Here is a 17350-nt window from a genome sequence, read left to right as displayed (position 1 = left end):
TTACGGGTTCCGGAGCTGCCGCAGCGCCTCGCCTGCGGCCATCGCCGCGGTCATGGCGACATTGAGCGACCGCAGCCCCGCCGTGATCGGGATCACCAGCCGCGCGTCCGCAGCCTCGACCACCGCGTCGGTGACGCCGGCGCTCTCGCGCCCGAATAGCAGGATGTCCGACGTCTGGTAATGAAAATCGCGGTAATCGGTGGCGGCCTTGGTGGTGAACAGCAGCAGGCGGTAGCCCTGTGTCGCACGCCATTCCTCGAATTTCGACCAGGAGTCGTGGCGGGTCACGCTGACATGATCGAGGTAGTCCATTCCCGCCCGGCGGAACAAGCGGTCGGAGAACGGGAAGCCCGCCGGCTCGATGATGTGGGCGGCCATGCCCAGGCAGGCACAGAGCCTGAGAATCGTGCCGGTGTTCTGGGCGATGTCGGGTTGGAAAAGCGCGATCTGCATGGGCTGTATCGGGGTCGGTGCGGGCCGGAAATGTCTCAATAAAACATCGCTGGCTGCGGAATTCGTGCATTGCACGCCCCCACGCCGTTAGCGGGCTTGCGCTCGCCCGGCAAGGGTGCCAATAGAACGATTCTGGACTGCTGTTTTCGCCTTGTTTCGGTGGGGACAAGTGAAGTTCTGCCGCCGCGGGGGGCCGCGGGCGCCGGCACACTGTTTTGGGGACCTTGGGGGCTCCCGGAACGGTTCCGTCGGCAGCATAAGAAGAAAGGGTTGGAATCGTGACGACAGCGTCTTCGGCGGACCATCCGACACGCCGTGATTTCTTATTCGTTGCAACGGGGGCAGCTGCAGCAGTAGGGGGCGCAGCTGCGCTCTGGCCCTTCATCTCTCAAATGAATCCTGATGCGTCGACCATCGCCGCCGGTGCGCCGATCGAGGTCGATCTCAGCCCGGTCGCCGAGGGGCAGGACATCAAGGTGTTCTGGCGCGGCAAGCCGATCTACGTCAGCCACCGCACCAAGAAGCAGATCGACGAGGCGCGCGCCGTCAACGTGGCGAGCCTGCCCGATCCGCAGTCCGACGAGGCCCGGGTCAAGCCGGGCCACGAGCAGTGGCTGGTCGTGATCGGCATCTGCACCCATCTCGGCTGCATCCCGATCGCTCATGAGGGCAATTACGACGGGTTCTTCTGCCCCTGCCATGGTTCGCAGTACGATTCGTCCGGCCGCATCCGCCAGGGGCCCGCGCCCGCGAACCTGCCGGTGCCGCCGTACCAGTTCGTTTCCGACACCAAAATCCAGATCGGCTGAGCTTCGGGCCTTCGCCCGAAGCTTCGCGCCGTCTCGTCGTTATATTTCCTCAGGATCGCATCATGAGCGGACCATCCGACTACCAGCCGAGCAATCCGGCCCTGCAATGGATCGAGCGACGTCTGCCGATCATCGGTCTCGTCCATTCCTCCTTCGTCGTCTATCCCACCCCGCGCAACCTGAATTACTGGTGGACCTTCGGCGCCATCCTCTCCTTCATGCTGGGGATGCAGATCCTGACCGGCGTGGTCCTGGCGATGCACTACACGCCGCACGCCGATCTCGCCTTCAAGTCGGTCGAGCTGATCGTCCGTGACGTCAATTACGGCTGGCTGCTGCGCAACATGCATGCCTGCGGCGCGTCGATGTTCTTCTTCGCGGTCTACGTCCACATGCTGCGCGGTCTCTATTACGGCTCCTACAAGGAGCCGCGCGAGGTGTTGTGGATCCTCGGCGTCATCATCTACCTCCTGATGATGGCGACGGGCTTCATGGGCTACGTGCTGCCGTGGGGCCAGATGAGCTTCTGGGGCGCCACCGTCATCACCAATCTGTTCTCCGCCATTCCCTATGTCGGCGAGAGCATCGTGACGCTGTTGTGGGGCGGCTATTCGGTCGGCAACCCGACGCTGAACCGCTTCTTCTCGCTGCACTATCTGCTGCCGTTCCTGATCGCTGGCGTCGTCGTGCTCCACGTCTGGGCGCTGCATGTCGCCGGCCAGAACAATCCTGACGGCGTCGAGCCGAAGACGGAAAAGGACACGGTGCCGTTCACGCCGCACGCGACCATCAAGGACGGGTTCGGAGTCGCCTGCTTCCTGCTGCTCTACGCCTGGTTCATCTTCTACATGCCGAACTATCTCGGCGACGCCGACAACTACATCCCGGCGAACCCGGGCGTGACGCCGCCGCACATCGTGCCGGAATGGTATTACCTGCCGTTCTACGCGATCCTGCGTTCGATCCCGAACAAGCTCGCGGGCGTGATCGGGATGTTCTCGGCGATCATCATCCTGTGCTTCCTGCCCTGGCTCGATGCCGCCAAGACCAGGTCGTCGAAGTACCGGCCGCTGGCCAAGCAGTTCTTCTGGATCTTCGTCGCGGTCTGCATCCTGCTCGGCTATCTCGGCGCGCAGCCGCCGGAAGGCATCTACGTGATCGCCGGCCGGGTCCTGACGGTCTGCTACTTCGCCTACTTCCTGATCGTGCTGCCGCTGCTCTCGCGCATCGAGACGCCGCGGCCGGTGCCGAACTCGATCTCGGAGGCGATCCTGGCCAAGGGCGGCAAGGCGGTGGCTTCGGTCGCCATCGCGCTCGTTGCCGCCGGCGCGCTGTTCCTCGGCAGCCTTCAGGACGCTCGCGCCTCCGAAGGCAGCGACAGGCCGCCGGGCAACAAATGGTCGTTCTCCGGCCCTTTCGGTAAGTACGACCGCGGCGCGCTCCAGCGCGGCCTGCAGGTCTACAAGGAGGTCTGCTCGAGCTGCCATGGCCTGTCCTACATCGCCTTCCGCAACCTCGCGGAAGCCGGCGGCCCCGGCTATTCGGTGGCGCAGGCAGCGGCGTTTGCGTCCGACTACAAGGTCAAGGACGGCCCGAACGATGCGGGCGACATGTTCGAGCGCCCGGGCCGGCCGGCGGACTATTTCCCCTCGCCATTCCCGAACGAGCAGGCGGCCCGTGCGGCGAACGGCGGTGCGGCGCCGCCCGATTTGTCGCTGATCACCAAGGCGCGCTCCTACGGCCGCGGCTTCCCTTGGTTCATCTTCGACTTCTTCACCCAGTACCAGGAGCAGGGCCCGGACTATGTCGCGGCGGTGCTCCAGGGCTTTGAGGACAAGGTGCCTGAAGGCGTCACCATCCCCGAAGGCTCCTACTACAACAAGTACTTCCCGGGCCACGCCATCAAGATGCCGAAGCCGCTCAGCGACGGCCAGGTAACCTATGGCGACGGCTCGCCGACCACGGTCGCGCAATATTCCAAGGACGTCACCACGTTCCTGATGTGGACCGCCGAGCCCCACATGGAAGCGCGCAAGCGCCTCGGCTTCCAGGTGTTCGTGTTCCTGATCATCTTCGCGGGCCTGATGTACTTCACGAAGAAAAAGGTCTGGGCCGACTCCCACTGAGCGGATCGAGACGAAAATGAAGAGGCCCCCGCAAGGGGGCTTTTTTGTTGGACACGAGCGTGTGTTGTTTGGCGCGATTGCCTATCGCTCGCTCAAACGCCAAAATACCGCCAACCGCTCCCCCAGAAACTCATCGGAGGACACCATGGGAACCACCATCACCTTCAAGCGCCCGGACGGCAAGGACGCCTCGGGCTATCTCGCCAACGCCGCGCGCGGCAACGCGCCGGGCGTGGTCGTGATCCAGGAATGGTGGGGCCTGTCGGATCAGATCAAGGGCCTGTGCGACCGCTTTGCGCTCGCCGGCTTCGATGCGCTGGCGCCCGATCTCTACAAGGGCAAGGTGGTGCCGTATCACGACACGGACGCCGCCGGCAAAGAGATGAACTCGCTCGATTTCATGGACGCCACCACGCAGACCGTGCGCGGCGCCACGCAATATCTGTCGCGCAACGGCGCCAAGGTCGGGCTAACAGGCTTCTGCCTCGGCGGCGCCGTCACCATCATCGGCGCGACCAAGATTCCGGAGCTCGCGGCCGGCGTCGTCTTCTACGGCATCCCGCCCGAGCAGGCGGCCAAGCCCGCCGACGTCAAGATCCCGCTCCAGGCCCATTTCGCCAACAAGGACGACTGGTGCACGCCGCAACTGGTCGATGCCTTTGAAAGCGGCATGAAGGCCGCCGGCAAGTCGCTCGAGCTGTTCCGCTATGATGCCGAGCACGCTTTCGTCAACGAGCAGCGCCAAGCCGTGCACGACCGCGAAGCCGCCGAGCTCGCCTGGGGCAGGGCGACGGAGTTTTTCCGGAAGCATCTCGGCTGATCGCCTGGAGCTCGGACGGCGCCCGCCCACCCTTGACGCCGTCCCCGCGCCATGGTGAGTATCCGCCCCATGAGCACCGCCGTCCGCCCAGCCCGTCTTTGGTGGCGCACCTCCTAAAGAGGTGGCCGGTGCGATTTCATTTCTCAAAATCGTCGAAGGTCGCCACGCAGTGCGGCGGCCTGATCGTTTGTCCTGTGTGGCGTTTCCTCGGCAAGTTTCGTAAGAGGACGACATGAACAGGACAGTCTTTGCCCTCCCGGCTCGAAGCGACTACGTGACCCGCGGCGGTCTCGCGATCACGCGTGTGGCGGAGCAGTTCACTGGCGGCGCCAACAGGCTCGACGATCTCATCAACCTGCTCGACCGCCGCCGCGGCGTGGTGCTGTCCTCGGGCACGACCGTGCCCGGCCGCTACGAGAGCTTTGACCTCGGCTTCTCCGACCCGCCGCTCAAGCTCGAGACCACAGGCGTCAATTTCAAGCTGGAAGCGCTCAATGAACGCGGCCAGGTGCTGATCGCCTTCCTCGCAGACGTGCTGCACGAGCCCTGCGTCGTGATCTCCGAGAAGACCGCCACGCGGCTTGCCGGCCACATCATCCGCGGCGATGCGCCGGTCGAGGAAGACCAGCGCACGCGGCGCGCCAGCGTGATGTCGCTGGTGCGCGATCTCGTCGCCGCCTTCTCCGCCAACGATGACGGGCTGCTCGGCCTGTTCGGCGCCTTCGCCTACGACCTCGTGTTCCAGATCGAGGACCTCGTGCAGAAGCGCGCACGCGAGCAGGACCAGCGCGATATCGTGCTCTACGTCCCCGATCGCCTGCTCGCCTACGACCGTGCGACCGGCCGCGGCGTGGTGCTGAGTTACGATTTTGCGTGGAAGGGCAAGTCCACCGAAGGCCTGCCGCGCGAGACCGTCGAGAGCCCGTACCTGAAGACACCGCGCCAGGGCTTTGCCGATCACGCGCCTGGTGAATATCAGGCCACGGTCGAGACCGCGCGCGCGGCTTTCGCGCGCGGCGATCTGTTCGAGGCGGTGCCCGGACAACTCTTCGCCGAGCCCTGCGATCGCTCGCCGGCGGAAGTGTTCCAGCGCCTCTGCGTCATCAACCCGTCGCCCTACGGCGCGCTGATGAATCTCGGCGAGGGCGAGTTCCTCGTCTCCGCCTCGCCGGAAATGTTCGTGCGCTCCGACGGACGCCGCGTCGAGACCTGCCCGATATCAGGGACGATCGCGCGCGGCACCGATGCGATCGGCGATGCCGAGCAGATCCGCCAGCTCCTGAACTCGGAGAAGGACGAGTTCGAACTCAACATGTGCACCGACGTCGACCGCAACGACAAGGCGCGCGTCTGCGTGCCGGGCACGATCAAGGTCTTGGCGCGCCGCCAGATCGAGACCTACTCAAAACTGTTCCACACCGTCGATCACGTCGAGGGCATGCTGCGTCCCGGCTTCGACGCGCTCGATGCCTTCCTTACCCATGCCTGGGCGGTGACGGTGACGGGCGCGCCAAAACTCTGGGCGATGCAGTTCGTCGAGGATCACGAGCGTTCGCCGCGGCGCTGGTATGCCGGCGCGATCGGCGCGGTGAATTTCGACGGCAGCATCAACACCGGCCTCACCATCCGCACCATCCGCATGAAGGATGGTCTCGCCGAGGTGCGCGTCGGTGCCACCTGCCTGTTCGATTCCGATCCCGCGGCCGAAGACCGCGAGTGCCAGGTCAAGGCCGCAGCCCTGTTCCAGGCGCTGCGCGGCGATCCGCCAAAGCCGCTGTCGGCCTTCGCGCCCGATGCGACCGGCTCGGGCAAGCAGGTGCTGCTGATCGATCACGACGACAGCTTCGTGCACATGCTGGCCGATTATTTCCGCCAGGTCGGCGCCGACGTCACCGTGGTCCGCCATGTGCATGCGCTCGACATGCTCAAGCGGAAGAGGTGGGATTTGCTGGTGCTGTCACCCGGACCAGGCAGGCCCGAAGATTTCGGGATCAAGAAGACCATCGATGCGGCGCTGGAGAAGAAGCTGCCGGTGTTCGGCGTCTGTCTCGGCGTGCAGGCGATCGGCGAATATTTCGGCGGGGAGCTCGGTCAACTCACGCATCCCGCGCACGGCCGGCCCTCGCGGGTGCAGGTGCGCGGCGGCCGCCTGATGCGCAATTTGCCGAACGAGATCGTGATCGGCCGCTATCACTCGCTCTATGTCGAGCGCGACAGCATGCCCGAGGTGCTTGATGTCACCGCCAGCACCGAGGACGGTGTCGCCATGGCGCTCGAGCACAAGACGCTGCCGGTTGCCGGCGTGCAGTTCCATCCGGAATCGCTGATGTCGCTCAGCGGCGAGGTGGGCCTGAGGATTGTCGAGAATGCGTTCCGGCTGGATGCGCGCGTTGATTGAGAGGCACCAATGACCTTTGACCACGATCTGAAGGCGAGCGTCCGCACCATCGTCGACTATCCCAAGCCGGGGATCATGTTCCGCGACATCACCACGCTGCTCGCGGATGCGCGCGCGTTCCGCCGCGCGGTCGACGAGCTCGTCAATCCCTGGGCCGGCAACAAGATCGACAAGGTCGCCGGCATGGAGGCGCGCGGCTTCATCATCGGCGGCGCGGTGGCGCATCAGCTCTCCGCCGGCTTCGTGCCGATCCGCAAGAAAGGCAAGCTGCCGCACACCACCGTGCGCATTGCCTACTCGCTCGAATACGGCATCGACGAGATGGAGATGCATGTCGACGCGATCCAGCCCGGCGAGCGCGTCATCCTGGTCGACGATCTCATCGCCACCGGCGGCACCGCGGAAGGCGCGGTGAAGCTCCTCCGCCAAATCGGCGCCAATGTCGTCGCCGCCTGCTTCATTGTCGACCTCCCCGATCTCGGCGGCGCCGCCAAGCTGCGCGCGATGGACGTGCCGGTGCGAACGCTGATGACGTTCGAAGGGCATTGAGCCGCGTCGCCACCCCGGCGATCGTCAGATCGCCTCGGCCTTCAATGCGGACCGCCAATGCAGCATGCGCTCCTTCAGGAGCGCGTTCCTGACGTAGTCAGTCTCCTCATTTTCCAGCCGCTCGCATTCGCCGAACGTCAGGCCCGCCTCGCCATGCGCGTTCCACGCAGCCTGGAGGGTACGGCAGGTGTGGCTGCCCTGGCGGAGCGAGAACCAGATGCGGTTCTGGATGGTCTGCAGGTTCGGCGCCTGGCCGACCCAGGCCTCGCCCGATGCCGCGCAGCGGACGACGTAGATGCCCGCAATGGTCTTGCGCTCCTTGTAGGCGGCGATGGCTGCCTTCCGGTCGATGCTCACGGGGGTGGGACCTTGCTGAGAGGGATACCGATCTCCGCCTCAATAGGCGCGGTCAGCCCCGCAGTCAATATTATCCGGGTAAAATTATCGCCTCAGGAGCTTTGCAGGATCAGGCTGAGCTCGAGCTCGCGGAAGGCGAGGTAGTTCCGCCGGGTCCACTGGTGCAGCTCGGTGGAGGCGTCCTTCTCCTGGCGCAGATAGCCGGTGAAGGAGAAGTTGAGCCGGTCGATATAGGTCTTGAGGAAGCCGGGTAGCGCGGGCAGGCGGAACAGCCGCCCGGTCGCCATCGCGGCCGGCAGCTCGCCGCGCACGATGTGCTCATTGTCCACCGTGATCAGGTTCATCCGCGGGATCTGTCCGCGCAGCATCTCGTGGGCGCGGGCCGAGACGCGGTCGGTGTCGGCGACGAACAGGATCATCGGCGCGACGTGCCGGCGTGCGGCCTCCTTCAACAGGCCGATCTCGTCGGTCATCTTGAAGAACTCGTCGAAGGCGTGGAAGCCGAGGTCGATCACCTTGGCTAGGCCGTCATCGACGATGACGCGGTCCATCAGCTGCATCTTGCCGTAGGTGTCGATCACATCAGCCGTTTCGGTGACCTTCGGCAGATAGTCGAGCAGCGACGGTTCCTTCAGGTTGACGTCGAAGGCCGCGACGTCGCCGTTCTTGAGCAGCAAAAATTCGCTCAATAGCCGCGCCAGCAGCGTCTTGCCGACCTGCGGGCGGGGCGAGCAGATGATGTAAAGGGGCGTCGCGGGCATCGACAGCTATATCAGGCGAACTCACCGTCCAATCCAGCCGTATCCGCCCGGGCTCTGCAACTATTTTTCGCTGTTGCGGGTGGCGGGCTTCGAACCGACGATGTCGGTCAGCCGGATCCGGTCGAACTCGCTCCAGACATTCGCCAGCCAGTGGCGGACATAGCCGCGCAGCACGAAGGAATAGTTCGCGGCTTCGTCGTTGATGCCCTTGTTGGCGACGAATTTCAGGAACGGGACGGAGGACACTTCGACCTGCTCATAGGCCATTTCGTTGAGCTTGGGGATGGTCAGCTCGGTCGCGTCCTTGATGCGGTGGAAGTAGGAATTGTAGGTCGCCTGGTCCCACTGGAAGAACTGGGTGTCGTTGATGAAGTTCTTCACCAGGAAATATTTTGCGCCGCCCATGAAGCCTGCGGTCTCGGCGATTTCGTCGAGCGACGCGATCGAGGGGCCCAGGATGTGGAACACCGCGAAGGTGATCTGGCCGGCCTTGGCTGCGTCGAGGAAGCCGATGTCGCGCAGCGAGGCCAGCGCCGGCGAGAGCAGGCCGGCGCGGACGTCGATCACGGTCACCGACGGGCTCGCCGCGTTGAGCGTGTCGAAGATCTTCATCTGGTCCGAGGTCGTCATCATGTCGACGATCTCGGTGATCTCGGGGTGAAAGCGCTTCAGGGTTCCGCGCGGCGACTCCGTGTCGAAGGCGCGCGTCGGTACGTTGTTGGCGGAAAAATAATCGAGCAAGGTGCGCGACACCGTGGTCTTGCCCACCCCGCCCTTGTCCGCGCCCACCACAACCACTGCCGGCTTTGCCATTGCTGTCCCCTAACGCGCCCTCCGATTGCGCCTTGCAATCGGTCGGGCCCCAAATCGATGTCCCAAGTCTGCTGTTGGGCGCGAACATGGCAGAAACAAGGGAGAATTCAAATCCTCGGCCTCTGGTTGTGGCAATTTCCGAGGTTTTTCCCAATCGCAACGCAACCCTTCGCAAGTCGCTTAAAATCCCGCCCTTAACGACGGCCCCATGGACCCATCGGATTGCCGGCTGCAGTTCCGGAGGGGGCGGGCACGGGCGGTGGACCGGCCGAGCTGCCTGCATCGTCCCAAGGCCCCTGGCGCAACGGCGGCGGGCCGTCCTGCCGCTTCACCTGTGCCTCAGGCTCGTCCGCCTCGTCGGGCGGCGGCAGCGGGCCGGGATCATGGCCGCCGGCGAACTTGACCAGCGCGTCGACCCGGGACTGCACCGAGGGATGGGTCGCGAACAAATCGGCAAAGCCCTCGCGCGGATTGTCGACGCAGAGCTCCATCACCGCCGAAGTCGCGCCCGGCAGCTCGCCGCGGTTCTCGATCTTGCGCAGCGCCGAGATCATGGCGTCCGGATCTTTCGTCAGCTCGACGGAGCCTGCGTCGGCGAGATATTCGCGCGAACGCGACAGCGCGAGCTTCACCACCTGCGACAACAGCCACGCCACCACGATCAGCACGACCGCGATGATGATCACGATCACCGCGCCGCCGCCGGAGCTCTTGCTGTCGCTCGACGACGAGGACGATCGCGACGATGAGGACGAGCCCGACGACCACGAGCCGCCGGAGCCGGAGCTCCAGTTGAAGCTCGTGAACAGGCGGAAGAACAACTCGCCGAAGAAGCCGACCACGCCGGCGATGATGACGGCGACGACCATGAGCTGGACGTCGCCGTTCTTGATGTGGGTCAGCTCGTGGCCCAGCACCGCCTCGATCTCCTTGTCATCAAGCGCATTGAGGAGACCCGTGGTCACGGTGATCGAATATTGCCGCGGATTGAGGCCGGTCGCGAACGCGTTCAGCGCCGGGCTCTCCATGATCTTCAGCTTCGGCATGGTGATGCCGCGCGAGATGCAGAGGTTTTCGAGCAGATTGTAGAGTCGCGGCTCTTCCTGCCGGGTGACGTCGTGGCCGCCGGTCACGGCATCGATCATTGACTGGTGGAAGAAATAGGCGATGACGATCCAGACCGCCGCCGCGATCGTCGCGAACGGCGCGGCGACGATGAGGTCGTGGAAAGCGCGGCTCAGATAGTAGGCGACAGTGCCATTGCTGTTGATGACGACTTCCGCGACCAGCGCGCCGGCATAGACCAGCACGTAGACCAGCATGAACAGGCCGGCGAGCAGCAGCATCGAACGAAACTTGTTCGAGGCGATGTGCGTGTAGAGACCATACGCGGCCATGACGCGATGCCCTGCCGGCCTATCGGCTCAACTCAGAACTTCACCTGCGGAGTGGCCTCGACTTCGGTGCGGCTGGCGCCGAGATCGAAGAAGTCCTTCTTGGTGAAGCCGAACATGCCGGCGAACAGGGCGGCGGGCATCTGCTGGATGCCGGTGTTGTACTCCTGGACCGCGTTGTTGAAGAAGCGGCGGCTCGCCGCGATCTTGTTCTCGAGGTCGGAGAGCTCACTGGCGAGCTGCTGGAAGTTGGCGTTGGCCTTGAGGTCCGGATAGGCCTCCGACAGCGCGATCAGCCGGCCGAGCGCGCCGGAGAGCTGGTTCTCGGCGGCGGATACCTGTGCCGGTCCCTGCGCCGACATCGCCGAGTTGCGCGCCTTGATGACGTCGTCGAGCGTGCCACGCTCATGCGAAGCATAGCCCTTCACCGTCTCGACCAGGTTCGGGATCAGATCGTGGCGCTGCTTGAGCTGCACGTCGATGTCGGCAAAGGCCTGGCCGACGCGCTGGCCCAGCGCCACCAGCCGGTTGTAGGCGCTGAACGCCAGGAACACGAGGACGACGATGACGCCGAGAACGATCCAGCCGGTCGACATGGAGAACTCCTGAAGGGGGAAGCAGGCGGGCGCAGCCTAGACCAAATTGGCACAGGACGAGAGCCCGGCGCAGAGGAAGGTAAGACTTGGTCGAATGGGGAACCATCCGAGTTCAAGGCAAAAGCGTCCGACGAAGTTAACTTTCGGCAATGACCGCGTCGCCCCAGCGCCAGCGCCGGGCGCTTGCATAGCCGGCCTTGTCGCGCCGCGGGACCTTGGTGATAGCGAGGCCGCCCTCCGTGCAGAGCTTTGCGGTGATCTCGGCTTTGCCGACATCCGGCGGCGCCAGCACGCGCGCGGCACGTGTTGCGGGCGCTGTCCGGGTCAGGGCGGTGTAGATGAAGCGCTCGTCCTCGAACGGCACGTCGGCGCCCTTGATCTGCCGGTGCGCCTGCGAGCGCGGCAGGCGTTGGCTGAAATGGCACCAGTCGGGCGCTACGAGGGGGCAGGGTTTTTCGTGCGGGCAGGGCGCGGCGACGTAGGCACCTAGCGCGATCAGCTGCTGGCGCAGCGCGAGGATGCGCGCGTAGCCGGCCGGTGTGCCGGGCTCGATCACGACCAGCGCGTGGCGTGCTTTCGCCCACATCGTTTCCGAAAGCTTGCGCTGATCGGTCTCGCTGAGCTCGCCGATGACGTAGCTCGCGACGACGAGATCGGCTTGCGAGACCTCGGCGAGATTGGCACCGGCGTCGCCCGGCAGATAGCGGCAATCGGCGAGACGTGTGCTGTCATGCGCCAGTTCGAGCGCGAGACGGCTGAGGGTGGCGTTGGCGTCGAGCAGGGTAAAATCCTGCAGCGACGGAAAGGCCTCAGCAGCGGCCCAGCTCGCGGTGCCCGGGCCTGCGCCGACGTCGAGCAGGGTTTCCGGGGCGAGGTCCGGCGCCATCTCGGTCAGCGCATTCAGGCTGGCGGCCACGGCCGCATAGGTCGCTGGCATCCGCGCCAGCGCGTAGGCGAGCGCATCGGCCTCCGACTTGATGGTGCCGGAGGTGCCGCCTGCGCGATAGGCGGTCGAGATTTTTTGCGAGCGCTGTGCGGCGTCGGTGCGGGAGAAGCCCTGAAGCTTGCCGTCGAGGGCGGCTTTCAGTTCGGCGGGGAGGGTGGGTGAGATCATTTTCTCATCGTCATGCCCCGCGTAGGCGGGGCATCCAGTATTCCGAGACGGCGCCGTGAACCGAGAGGCCGCGGCGTACTGGATCATCCGCTTTCGCGGATGATGACGTCAATAGGTGTGGAACGACCGGAGGCTCACGCCACGTTCTGGTCGAGAATGTCCACCGCCTCTGACAGGCTCACCGACACCAGTTGCGAGACGCCGCGCTCGGCCATGGTGACGCCGAACAGCCGGTTCATCCGCGCCATCGTGATCGGGTTGTGTGTGATGATGATGAAGCGGGTGTCGGTCGAGCTGGTCATCTCGTGCAGCAGGTTGCAGTAGCGCTCGACGTTGTGGTCGTCGAGCGGTGCGTCGACTTCGTCCAGCACGCAGATCGGCGAGGGGTTGGTGAGGAACACCGCGAAGATCAGCGCCATCGCGGTCAGCGCCTGCTCGCCGCCCGAAAGCAGCGACAGCGTCTGCGGCTTCTTGCCCGGCGGCTTTGCGATGATCTCGAGACCGGCTTCGAGCGGGTCGTCGCTCTCGATCAGGTGCAGCGCGGCCTCGCCGCCGCCGAACAGCTCGACGAACAGGCGCTTGAAGTGGTTGTTGACGACCTCGAACGAGGTCAGGAGCCGCTCGCGCGCTTCCTTGTTGAGGCTCTGGATGCCCTGGCGCAGCCGCTTGATGGCTTCGACGAGGTCATCGCGCTCGGTGACGAGGCCGGTGTGCTGGGTCTCGACCTCGCGCAGCTCTTCCTCGGCGCGCAGGTTCACCGCACCCAGGCGCTCGCGGTCGCGGCGCATCTTTTCGAGGTCTTCCTCGATGTCGTGCAGCGGCGGCAGCTCGGCGCCGGGCTCGATCTCGGCGAGGCCGGCAACGGCCTGCGGCTCGACCTCCAGCATGTCGCGGATCTCGCGCTCGATGTCCTCGAGCCGGCGCCGTGCGCCTTCCATGCGCTCCTCGGCGCGGGCGGTTGCTTCGCGGGAGCTCGACAGCGCTTCGAGTGTCAGCTTGGCGACGCGATCGGTTTCGGCCATCGCGGTCTCGGCCGAGGCGAGCGCGTCGGCGGCCATGCGGCGGTCGTTTTCCGCGTATTCGATCTCGGTGATCAGCGCGCTGCGCTTCTCGGCGAACACGGCGGGCGCGTTTTCGAGATCGCTGCGCTCGATCGAGACCTCGGTGATGCGGGTCTGGATGGTGTCGATGTGTGAGGCCGCACTCTCCTTGCGGTTCTGCCACTCGGTGCGCTCGGCGAGGATCGCCTGCACGCGGCGGTCGGCGAGCTCCGCTTCGCGCGCCAGCGCCTGCGCCTCGGCGCGGACCTGGGCGGCCATGCGGCGATGGCCTTCGATGTCGCTGCGGACGGCGGCGAGACGGGTCTCCGTGTCCTCGCTCGACGGCAGCTCGGTGATGCCGGCCTCGGCATATTCGTACGCGGCCTCGGCCTCGGCGCGGTCGGCGGCGAGGCGGCTATGGGCTTCCGACAGCGTCGCCTTGCGCGCGGCGCGGCGGCTGATCTCGCGTTCGGCCGTCGCATGGCGCTCACGCGCGACGTTGAGCTCGCGCTGGGCGGCGCGCCAGGCCTCGCGGCTCGCACCTTCGGTGCTGGCGGCCATCTGCAGCTCGGACTCGGCGTTCTCCAGCGCCTGACGCTTGATCTGCGCGTCGATGCGGGCCTGCTCCAGCTCGTTCTCGATGTCGACGAGGCGGGCGCGCTCGGCGAGGCGCCGTGCCGCACCGGTCGGGGCGTGGGCCGCGGCGACAAAGCCGTCCCAGCGCCAGACGTCGCCTTCGGGCGAGACCAGCCGCTGGCCGGTCTTGAGCTGCGAGACCAGTTCGGCGCCCCGCTCGCGCGGCACCACGCCGATCTGCGCCAGGCGGCGCGCCAGCTCGGCGGGCGCCTGAACGTGGCTCGCGAGCGGCACGACGCCCTCGGGCAGCTCCGGATCGCCGTCGGTCACGCCGGCATTGGTCCAGCGCATCGGCGCGGACGGATCGACCGGCGCGTCGAGATCGTCGCCGAGCGCGGCACCGATCGCCTTCTCAAAGCCCTTGTCGACGGTGATGCCGTCGATGATCGGCGGCCACAGATTCTTGGTCTCGCCGTTGACGATCTTGGAGATCGTGCGCGCCTCGGTATCGAGGCGCTGCACGCGCTTGTCGGCTTCGACGAGCGGCGAGCGTGAGGATTCCAGCGTCTGGCGCGCGGCAACATGCGCAGCTTCGCTGGCCTGGGCCGCGGCTTCCGAAGCGGCAAGGGTCTGCTCCGCGTTCTCGACCGTTGCGGTCAGCTCGTCGAGATCGCCGAAGCCGCCGGTCTCGTCGGCAAGCTTCTGCTCCTCGGCCGCGACGTTCGAAATCTCCTGGTCGAGCCGGGCGAGCTTGTCGCGGTGGGTGCGGACATTGGCTTCGAGCTGGTTGCGCTTGGCGGTGAGGTCGGCAAGCGCCGTGGTGAGCTCGGCGAACTGGTGCTCGGTTTCGGTCAGCACCGCCTCGGCTTCGCCGACGCGCTCGTCGACGCCGGAGCGCTTCTCGACCCGCGACTTGATCTCTTCCTTCAGCTCGGCGTCTTCGGTGTCGAGCCGCTGGAGCGCGACGTCGGCGTCCATGGTCTGCTGCTGGGCGCGCGAGATGTCGCCCTCGAACTGGGCGAGGCGCCGCTCTAGCTCGGCGACGCGCTCCTTGGCGCGCTCTTCCTCGCGGTCGAGCAGTTCGCGTGCATTGGTCAGGCGCTGCAGCCCGGCCGCGGCGCGCGCTTCGGCATCGCGCAGCGCCGGCATTTCGGTGGCGCGGATCGCCTGGATGCGGGCGGCTTCGGCCTGGTGCTGGGTGCGCTCGGCCATTTCGCGAACCGCGAGATCATGGGTCTGGCCGGATTCGTTGACGTCGGCATGCGCGCCGATCCAGCGCAGGTGGAACAGCGTGGCTTCCGCCTTGCGGACCTTGGCCGCGACCTCGCGATAGCGCACGGCCTGGCGGGCCTGCTTCTTCAGGCCTTCCATCTGGCCGGCGAGCTGGCCGATCACGTCCTCGACGCGGGTGAGGTTGGTTTCGGCGGCTTTCAGCCGCAACTCGGCCTCGTGGCGGCGGGCGTGCAGGCCGGCGACGCCGGCAGCGTCTTCCAGCACGCGGCGGCGCTGCTCGGGCTTGGCCTGGATGATCTCGCCGATCTTGCCCTGGTGGACGAGGGCGGGCGAGCGCGCACCGGTGGCGGCGTCCGCGAACAGGATCTGCACGTCGCGCGCACGCACGTCGCGGCCGTTGATGCGATAGACCGAGCCCGCCTCGCGCTCGATGCGGCGGGAGATTTCGAGCAGCTGGCTGTCGTTCATCGCCGCCGGCGCGGTGCGATCGGTGTTGTCGATCGTCATCGTCACTTCGGCGTGGTTGCGCGCAGGACGGTTGCCGGAGCCGGCGAAGATCACCGCGTCCATGTCGGCCGCGCGCAGCGACTTGTACGAGGTTTCGCCCATCGCCCAGCGCAGCGCCTCGACGAGATTCGACTTGCCGCAGCCGTTGGGTCCGACCACGCCGGTCAGGCCGGGCTCGATGACGAAGTCGGTGGCCTCAACGAAGGACTTGAAGCCGTGAAGGCGCAGGCGGGTGATTTTCATAAGCACGCATCTCTGTTGGCAGGCGCGAATCCCCCTGCCGGGACAATACCATGGAAGGCAATGTCACTCTCTGGGTGAGTCGCGCGAGGCGCCTCATGCGGTCGGACAATGGCCGCGGTGCGCCGCGAGGGCAACCGGCGAAAACCGCTTTTCCCAAGGGATTTATGCCGGGAAAGATACGGCTTTCGAGATGCGAATCAGGCGTTGAGCGGGGAAAATCAGCTCTTCAGCAGCGGATTGATCTTCTTGGCGAATTCATCGAACGAGGCTTCGCCCTTGATCTTCTCGCCGTTGATGAAGAACGTCGGCGTCGAATCCACCTTCAGAACGTCGCTGGCGTACTTCTGGTCGGCGGCGATCTTGTCGAGCAGCGCCTGGTCCTTCAGGCAGGCCTCGACCTGCTGCTGGGTGAGGCCGGCCTGCTTGCCGATCCGCGTCAGGGTCTCGGTGGTGTTCTTCAGCACCCAATCGTTCTGCTGGCGGAACAGCATGTCGGTGACCGCGAAATATTTCGACGCGTCGTCCTTGGCGATGCAGCGCGACAGCATCGAGCCGGCGGCGGCCTTGATGTCGAGCGGGAACTCGCGGAAGATGTAACGCACCTTGCCGGTGTCGATGTATTCCGACTTGATCTTGGGGAACACCTGCTCGTTGAACGCCGCACAATGCGGGCAGGTCATCGAGGCATATTCGGTGATGGTGACGGGGGCGTCCTTGGCGCCGAGTGCCATGTCGGGCAGCGACACGGGCTTGGCCACATCGGCGGCCGACTGCGCCATCGCCTCGGAGATGAACCGCAGCGGCGACAGCCCGGCGAGCGCGGCAAGACCGGTCAGCGACAGCATCGTGTTGAAGGCGCGGCGGGTGATGATCAAGGTCGGCTCCCGGATTGGTGTGGTCTCGCCCCAAGGTTCTTATCAAAGTTCCCGTTCAGGCGGCCTGTCGCTAGCTTGAAACGTAGTTCGAGGCAATGGCGAGCGACAGGGACGGGTTCAGATTACCGGCGGAATGAGGCTCAATTTCGCTTGATGGCGGCCCCGAGCCGCGCCAGCGCTGTCTTCAATTCTTCATCTTCGATGTCCCCCAGGCTCTCCGCCACCTTGGCCACCGATTTGGGATCCGGCGGACCGGGCCGGACCGGCGGCCGGGCGCGCGACAGGGGGGCCTGGCGGAAGGCGAGCTTGCCGACCGCGCTCCAGCCGAAGAAGCGATTGACCCGCTCCAGGATCACGTCGGCGGAGTGCTGGATCTCCAGCGCCATCGGCCCCTCGACCCGCAGCACCAGGGTCGCCGGCTCCTGCGGCTGGCCCTCGACCGGCCGCGGCCATTGCATCTTCAAAGGCTCGGCATGGGCCGCAATCTCCGGCCCGGCAATCTGCGCCCATCGGGTCACCAGCTCGCGCGCCGCAAAACCCTGCTTGGCATAGGCCTCGGCAAAGACGTCGTTGAGCAGCAGCGACAGCGGCTTGGCGCTGATGGGACCGGGTCTGGGAGGGAATTTGGACATGGACCCTTATAGCACCTTGGAGCGCAGGCCTCACCATTGGGGAGCGTTCCGCGA

Annotated in this window: 15 protein-coding genes; 5 read left to right on the top strand and 10 right to left on the bottom strand. The window is 65.7% G+C overall.

The window, feature by feature from the left end; all coding sequences use genetic code 11:
- The gene (locus tag AB7290_RS34020) at positions 1 to 453 is read right to left on the bottom strand and encodes a tRNA (cytidine(34)-2'-O)-methyltransferase (RefSeq protein ID WP_085402519.1); all 453 of its coding nucleotides are present in this window, start codon (positions 451 to 453) and stop codon (positions 1 to 3) included.
- Positions 454 to 731: 278 nt separating this feature from the next.
- Between AB7290_RS34020 and petA the strand changes: the two genes are divergently transcribed.
- The 5 genes from petA (at position 732) to AB7290_RS33995 (ending at position 7155) form a co-directional block, all read left to right on the top strand.
- A complete protein-coding gene (petA, locus tag AB7290_RS34015) occupies positions 732 to 1262 on the top strand; it encodes a ubiquinol-cytochrome c reductase iron-sulfur subunit (RefSeq protein WP_063985148.1) in 531 nt (176 codons plus the stop codon).
- 62 nt (positions 1263 to 1324) lie between these two features.
- Entirely contained in the window at positions 1325 to 3388 is a 2064-nt protein-coding gene (gene fbcH, locus AB7290_RS34010) for a cytochrome b/c1 (protein ID WP_071916174.1), read from the top strand.
- A gap of 145 nt (positions 3389 to 3533) precedes the next feature.
- On the top strand, positions 3534 to 4208 hold the full coding sequence (locus tag AB7290_RS34005; RefSeq protein WP_085402587.1) for a dienelactone hydrolase family protein: 675 nt from the start codon (positions 3534 to 3536) through the stop codon (positions 4206 to 4208).
- 232 nt (positions 4209 to 4440) lie between these two features.
- Positions 4441 to 6606, top strand: coding sequence for an anthranilate synthase component I (locus tag AB7290_RS34000; protein ID WP_085402520.1), 2166 nt, complete (start codon positions 4441 to 4443; stop codon positions 6604 to 6606).
- A 9-nt stretch (positions 6607 to 6615) separates the two neighbouring features.
- Complete coding sequence (locus tag AB7290_RS33995; protein ID WP_038943444.1) at positions 6616 to 7155, top strand: adenine phosphoribosyltransferase; 540 nt, start codon at positions 6616 to 6618, stop codon at positions 7153 to 7155.
- 24 nt (positions 7156 to 7179) lie between these two features.
- Here the strand turns inward: AB7290_RS33995 and AB7290_RS33990 are convergent, their stop codons facing one another.
- The 9 genes from AB7290_RS33990 to AB7290_RS33950 all read right to left on the bottom strand — a co-directional run bounded on the left by AB7290_RS33990 (position 7180) and on the right by AB7290_RS33950 (position 17296).
- Positions 7180 to 7512, bottom strand: a complete 333-nt coding sequence (locus AB7290_RS33990; protein WP_085402521.1) for a GIY-YIG nuclease family protein — start codon at positions 7510 to 7512, stop codon at positions 7180 to 7182.
- A 92-nt stretch (positions 7513 to 7604) separates the two neighbouring features.
- The gene (locus AB7290_RS33985; RefSeq protein WP_085402522.1) at positions 7605 to 8273 is read right to left on the bottom strand and encodes a hypothetical protein; all 669 of its coding nucleotides are present in this window, start codon (positions 8271 to 8273) and stop codon (positions 7605 to 7607) included.
- A gap of 60 nt (positions 8274 to 8333) precedes the next feature.
- Positions 8334 to 9086, bottom strand: a complete 753-nt coding sequence (locus tag AB7290_RS33980; RefSeq protein ID WP_085402523.1) for a hypothetical protein — start codon at positions 9084 to 9086, stop codon at positions 8334 to 8336.
- 194 nt (positions 9087 to 9280) lie between these two features.
- Positions 9281 to 10483: a M48 family metalloprotease gene (locus AB7290_RS33975; protein ID WP_085402524.1), complete on the bottom strand. Its 1203-nt coding sequence runs from the start codon at positions 10481 to 10483 to the stop codon at positions 9281 to 9283.
- Between the two features lie 32 nt (positions 10484 to 10515).
- Positions 10516 to 11076, bottom strand: a complete 561-nt coding sequence (locus AB7290_RS33970; RefSeq protein WP_014497379.1) for a LemA family protein — start codon at positions 11074 to 11076, stop codon at positions 10516 to 10518.
- A gap of 136 nt (positions 11077 to 11212) precedes the next feature.
- On the bottom strand, positions 11213 to 12190 hold the full coding sequence (locus tag AB7290_RS33965; protein ID WP_085402525.1) for a small ribosomal subunit Rsm22 family protein: 978 nt from the start codon (positions 12188 to 12190) through the stop codon (positions 11213 to 11215).
- A 134-nt stretch (positions 12191 to 12324) separates the two neighbouring features.
- A complete protein-coding gene (gene smc, locus AB7290_RS33960; protein ID WP_085402526.1) occupies positions 12325 to 15789 on the bottom strand; it encodes a chromosome segregation protein SMC in 3465 nt (1154 codons plus the stop codon).
- 218 nt (positions 15790 to 16007) lie between these two features.
- Positions 16008 to 16664, bottom strand: coding sequence for a DsbA family protein (locus AB7290_RS33955; protein ID WP_085402527.1), 657 nt, complete (start codon positions 16662 to 16664; stop codon positions 16008 to 16010).
- Positions 16665 to 16804: 140 nt separating this feature from the next.
- Positions 16805 to 17296 (bottom strand): DUF721 domain-containing protein, encoded by a 492-nt coding sequence (locus tag AB7290_RS33950; RefSeq protein WP_028150718.1) that lies wholly within the window; start codon positions 17294 to 17296, stop codon positions 16805 to 16807.
- Positions 17297 to 17350 lie beyond the last annotated feature (54 nt).

It is taken from the genome of Bradyrhizobium sp. 613_E4_N2_2 (genome assembly GCF_052075995.1).
Taxonomy (GTDB): domain Bacteria; phylum Pseudomonadota; class Alphaproteobacteria; order Rhizobiales; family Xanthobacteraceae; genus Bradyrhizobium; species Bradyrhizobium barranii.
The sequence above is the reverse complement of the archived record's forward strand: the minus strand, read 5'-3'. Positions and strand labels throughout refer to the sequence as shown.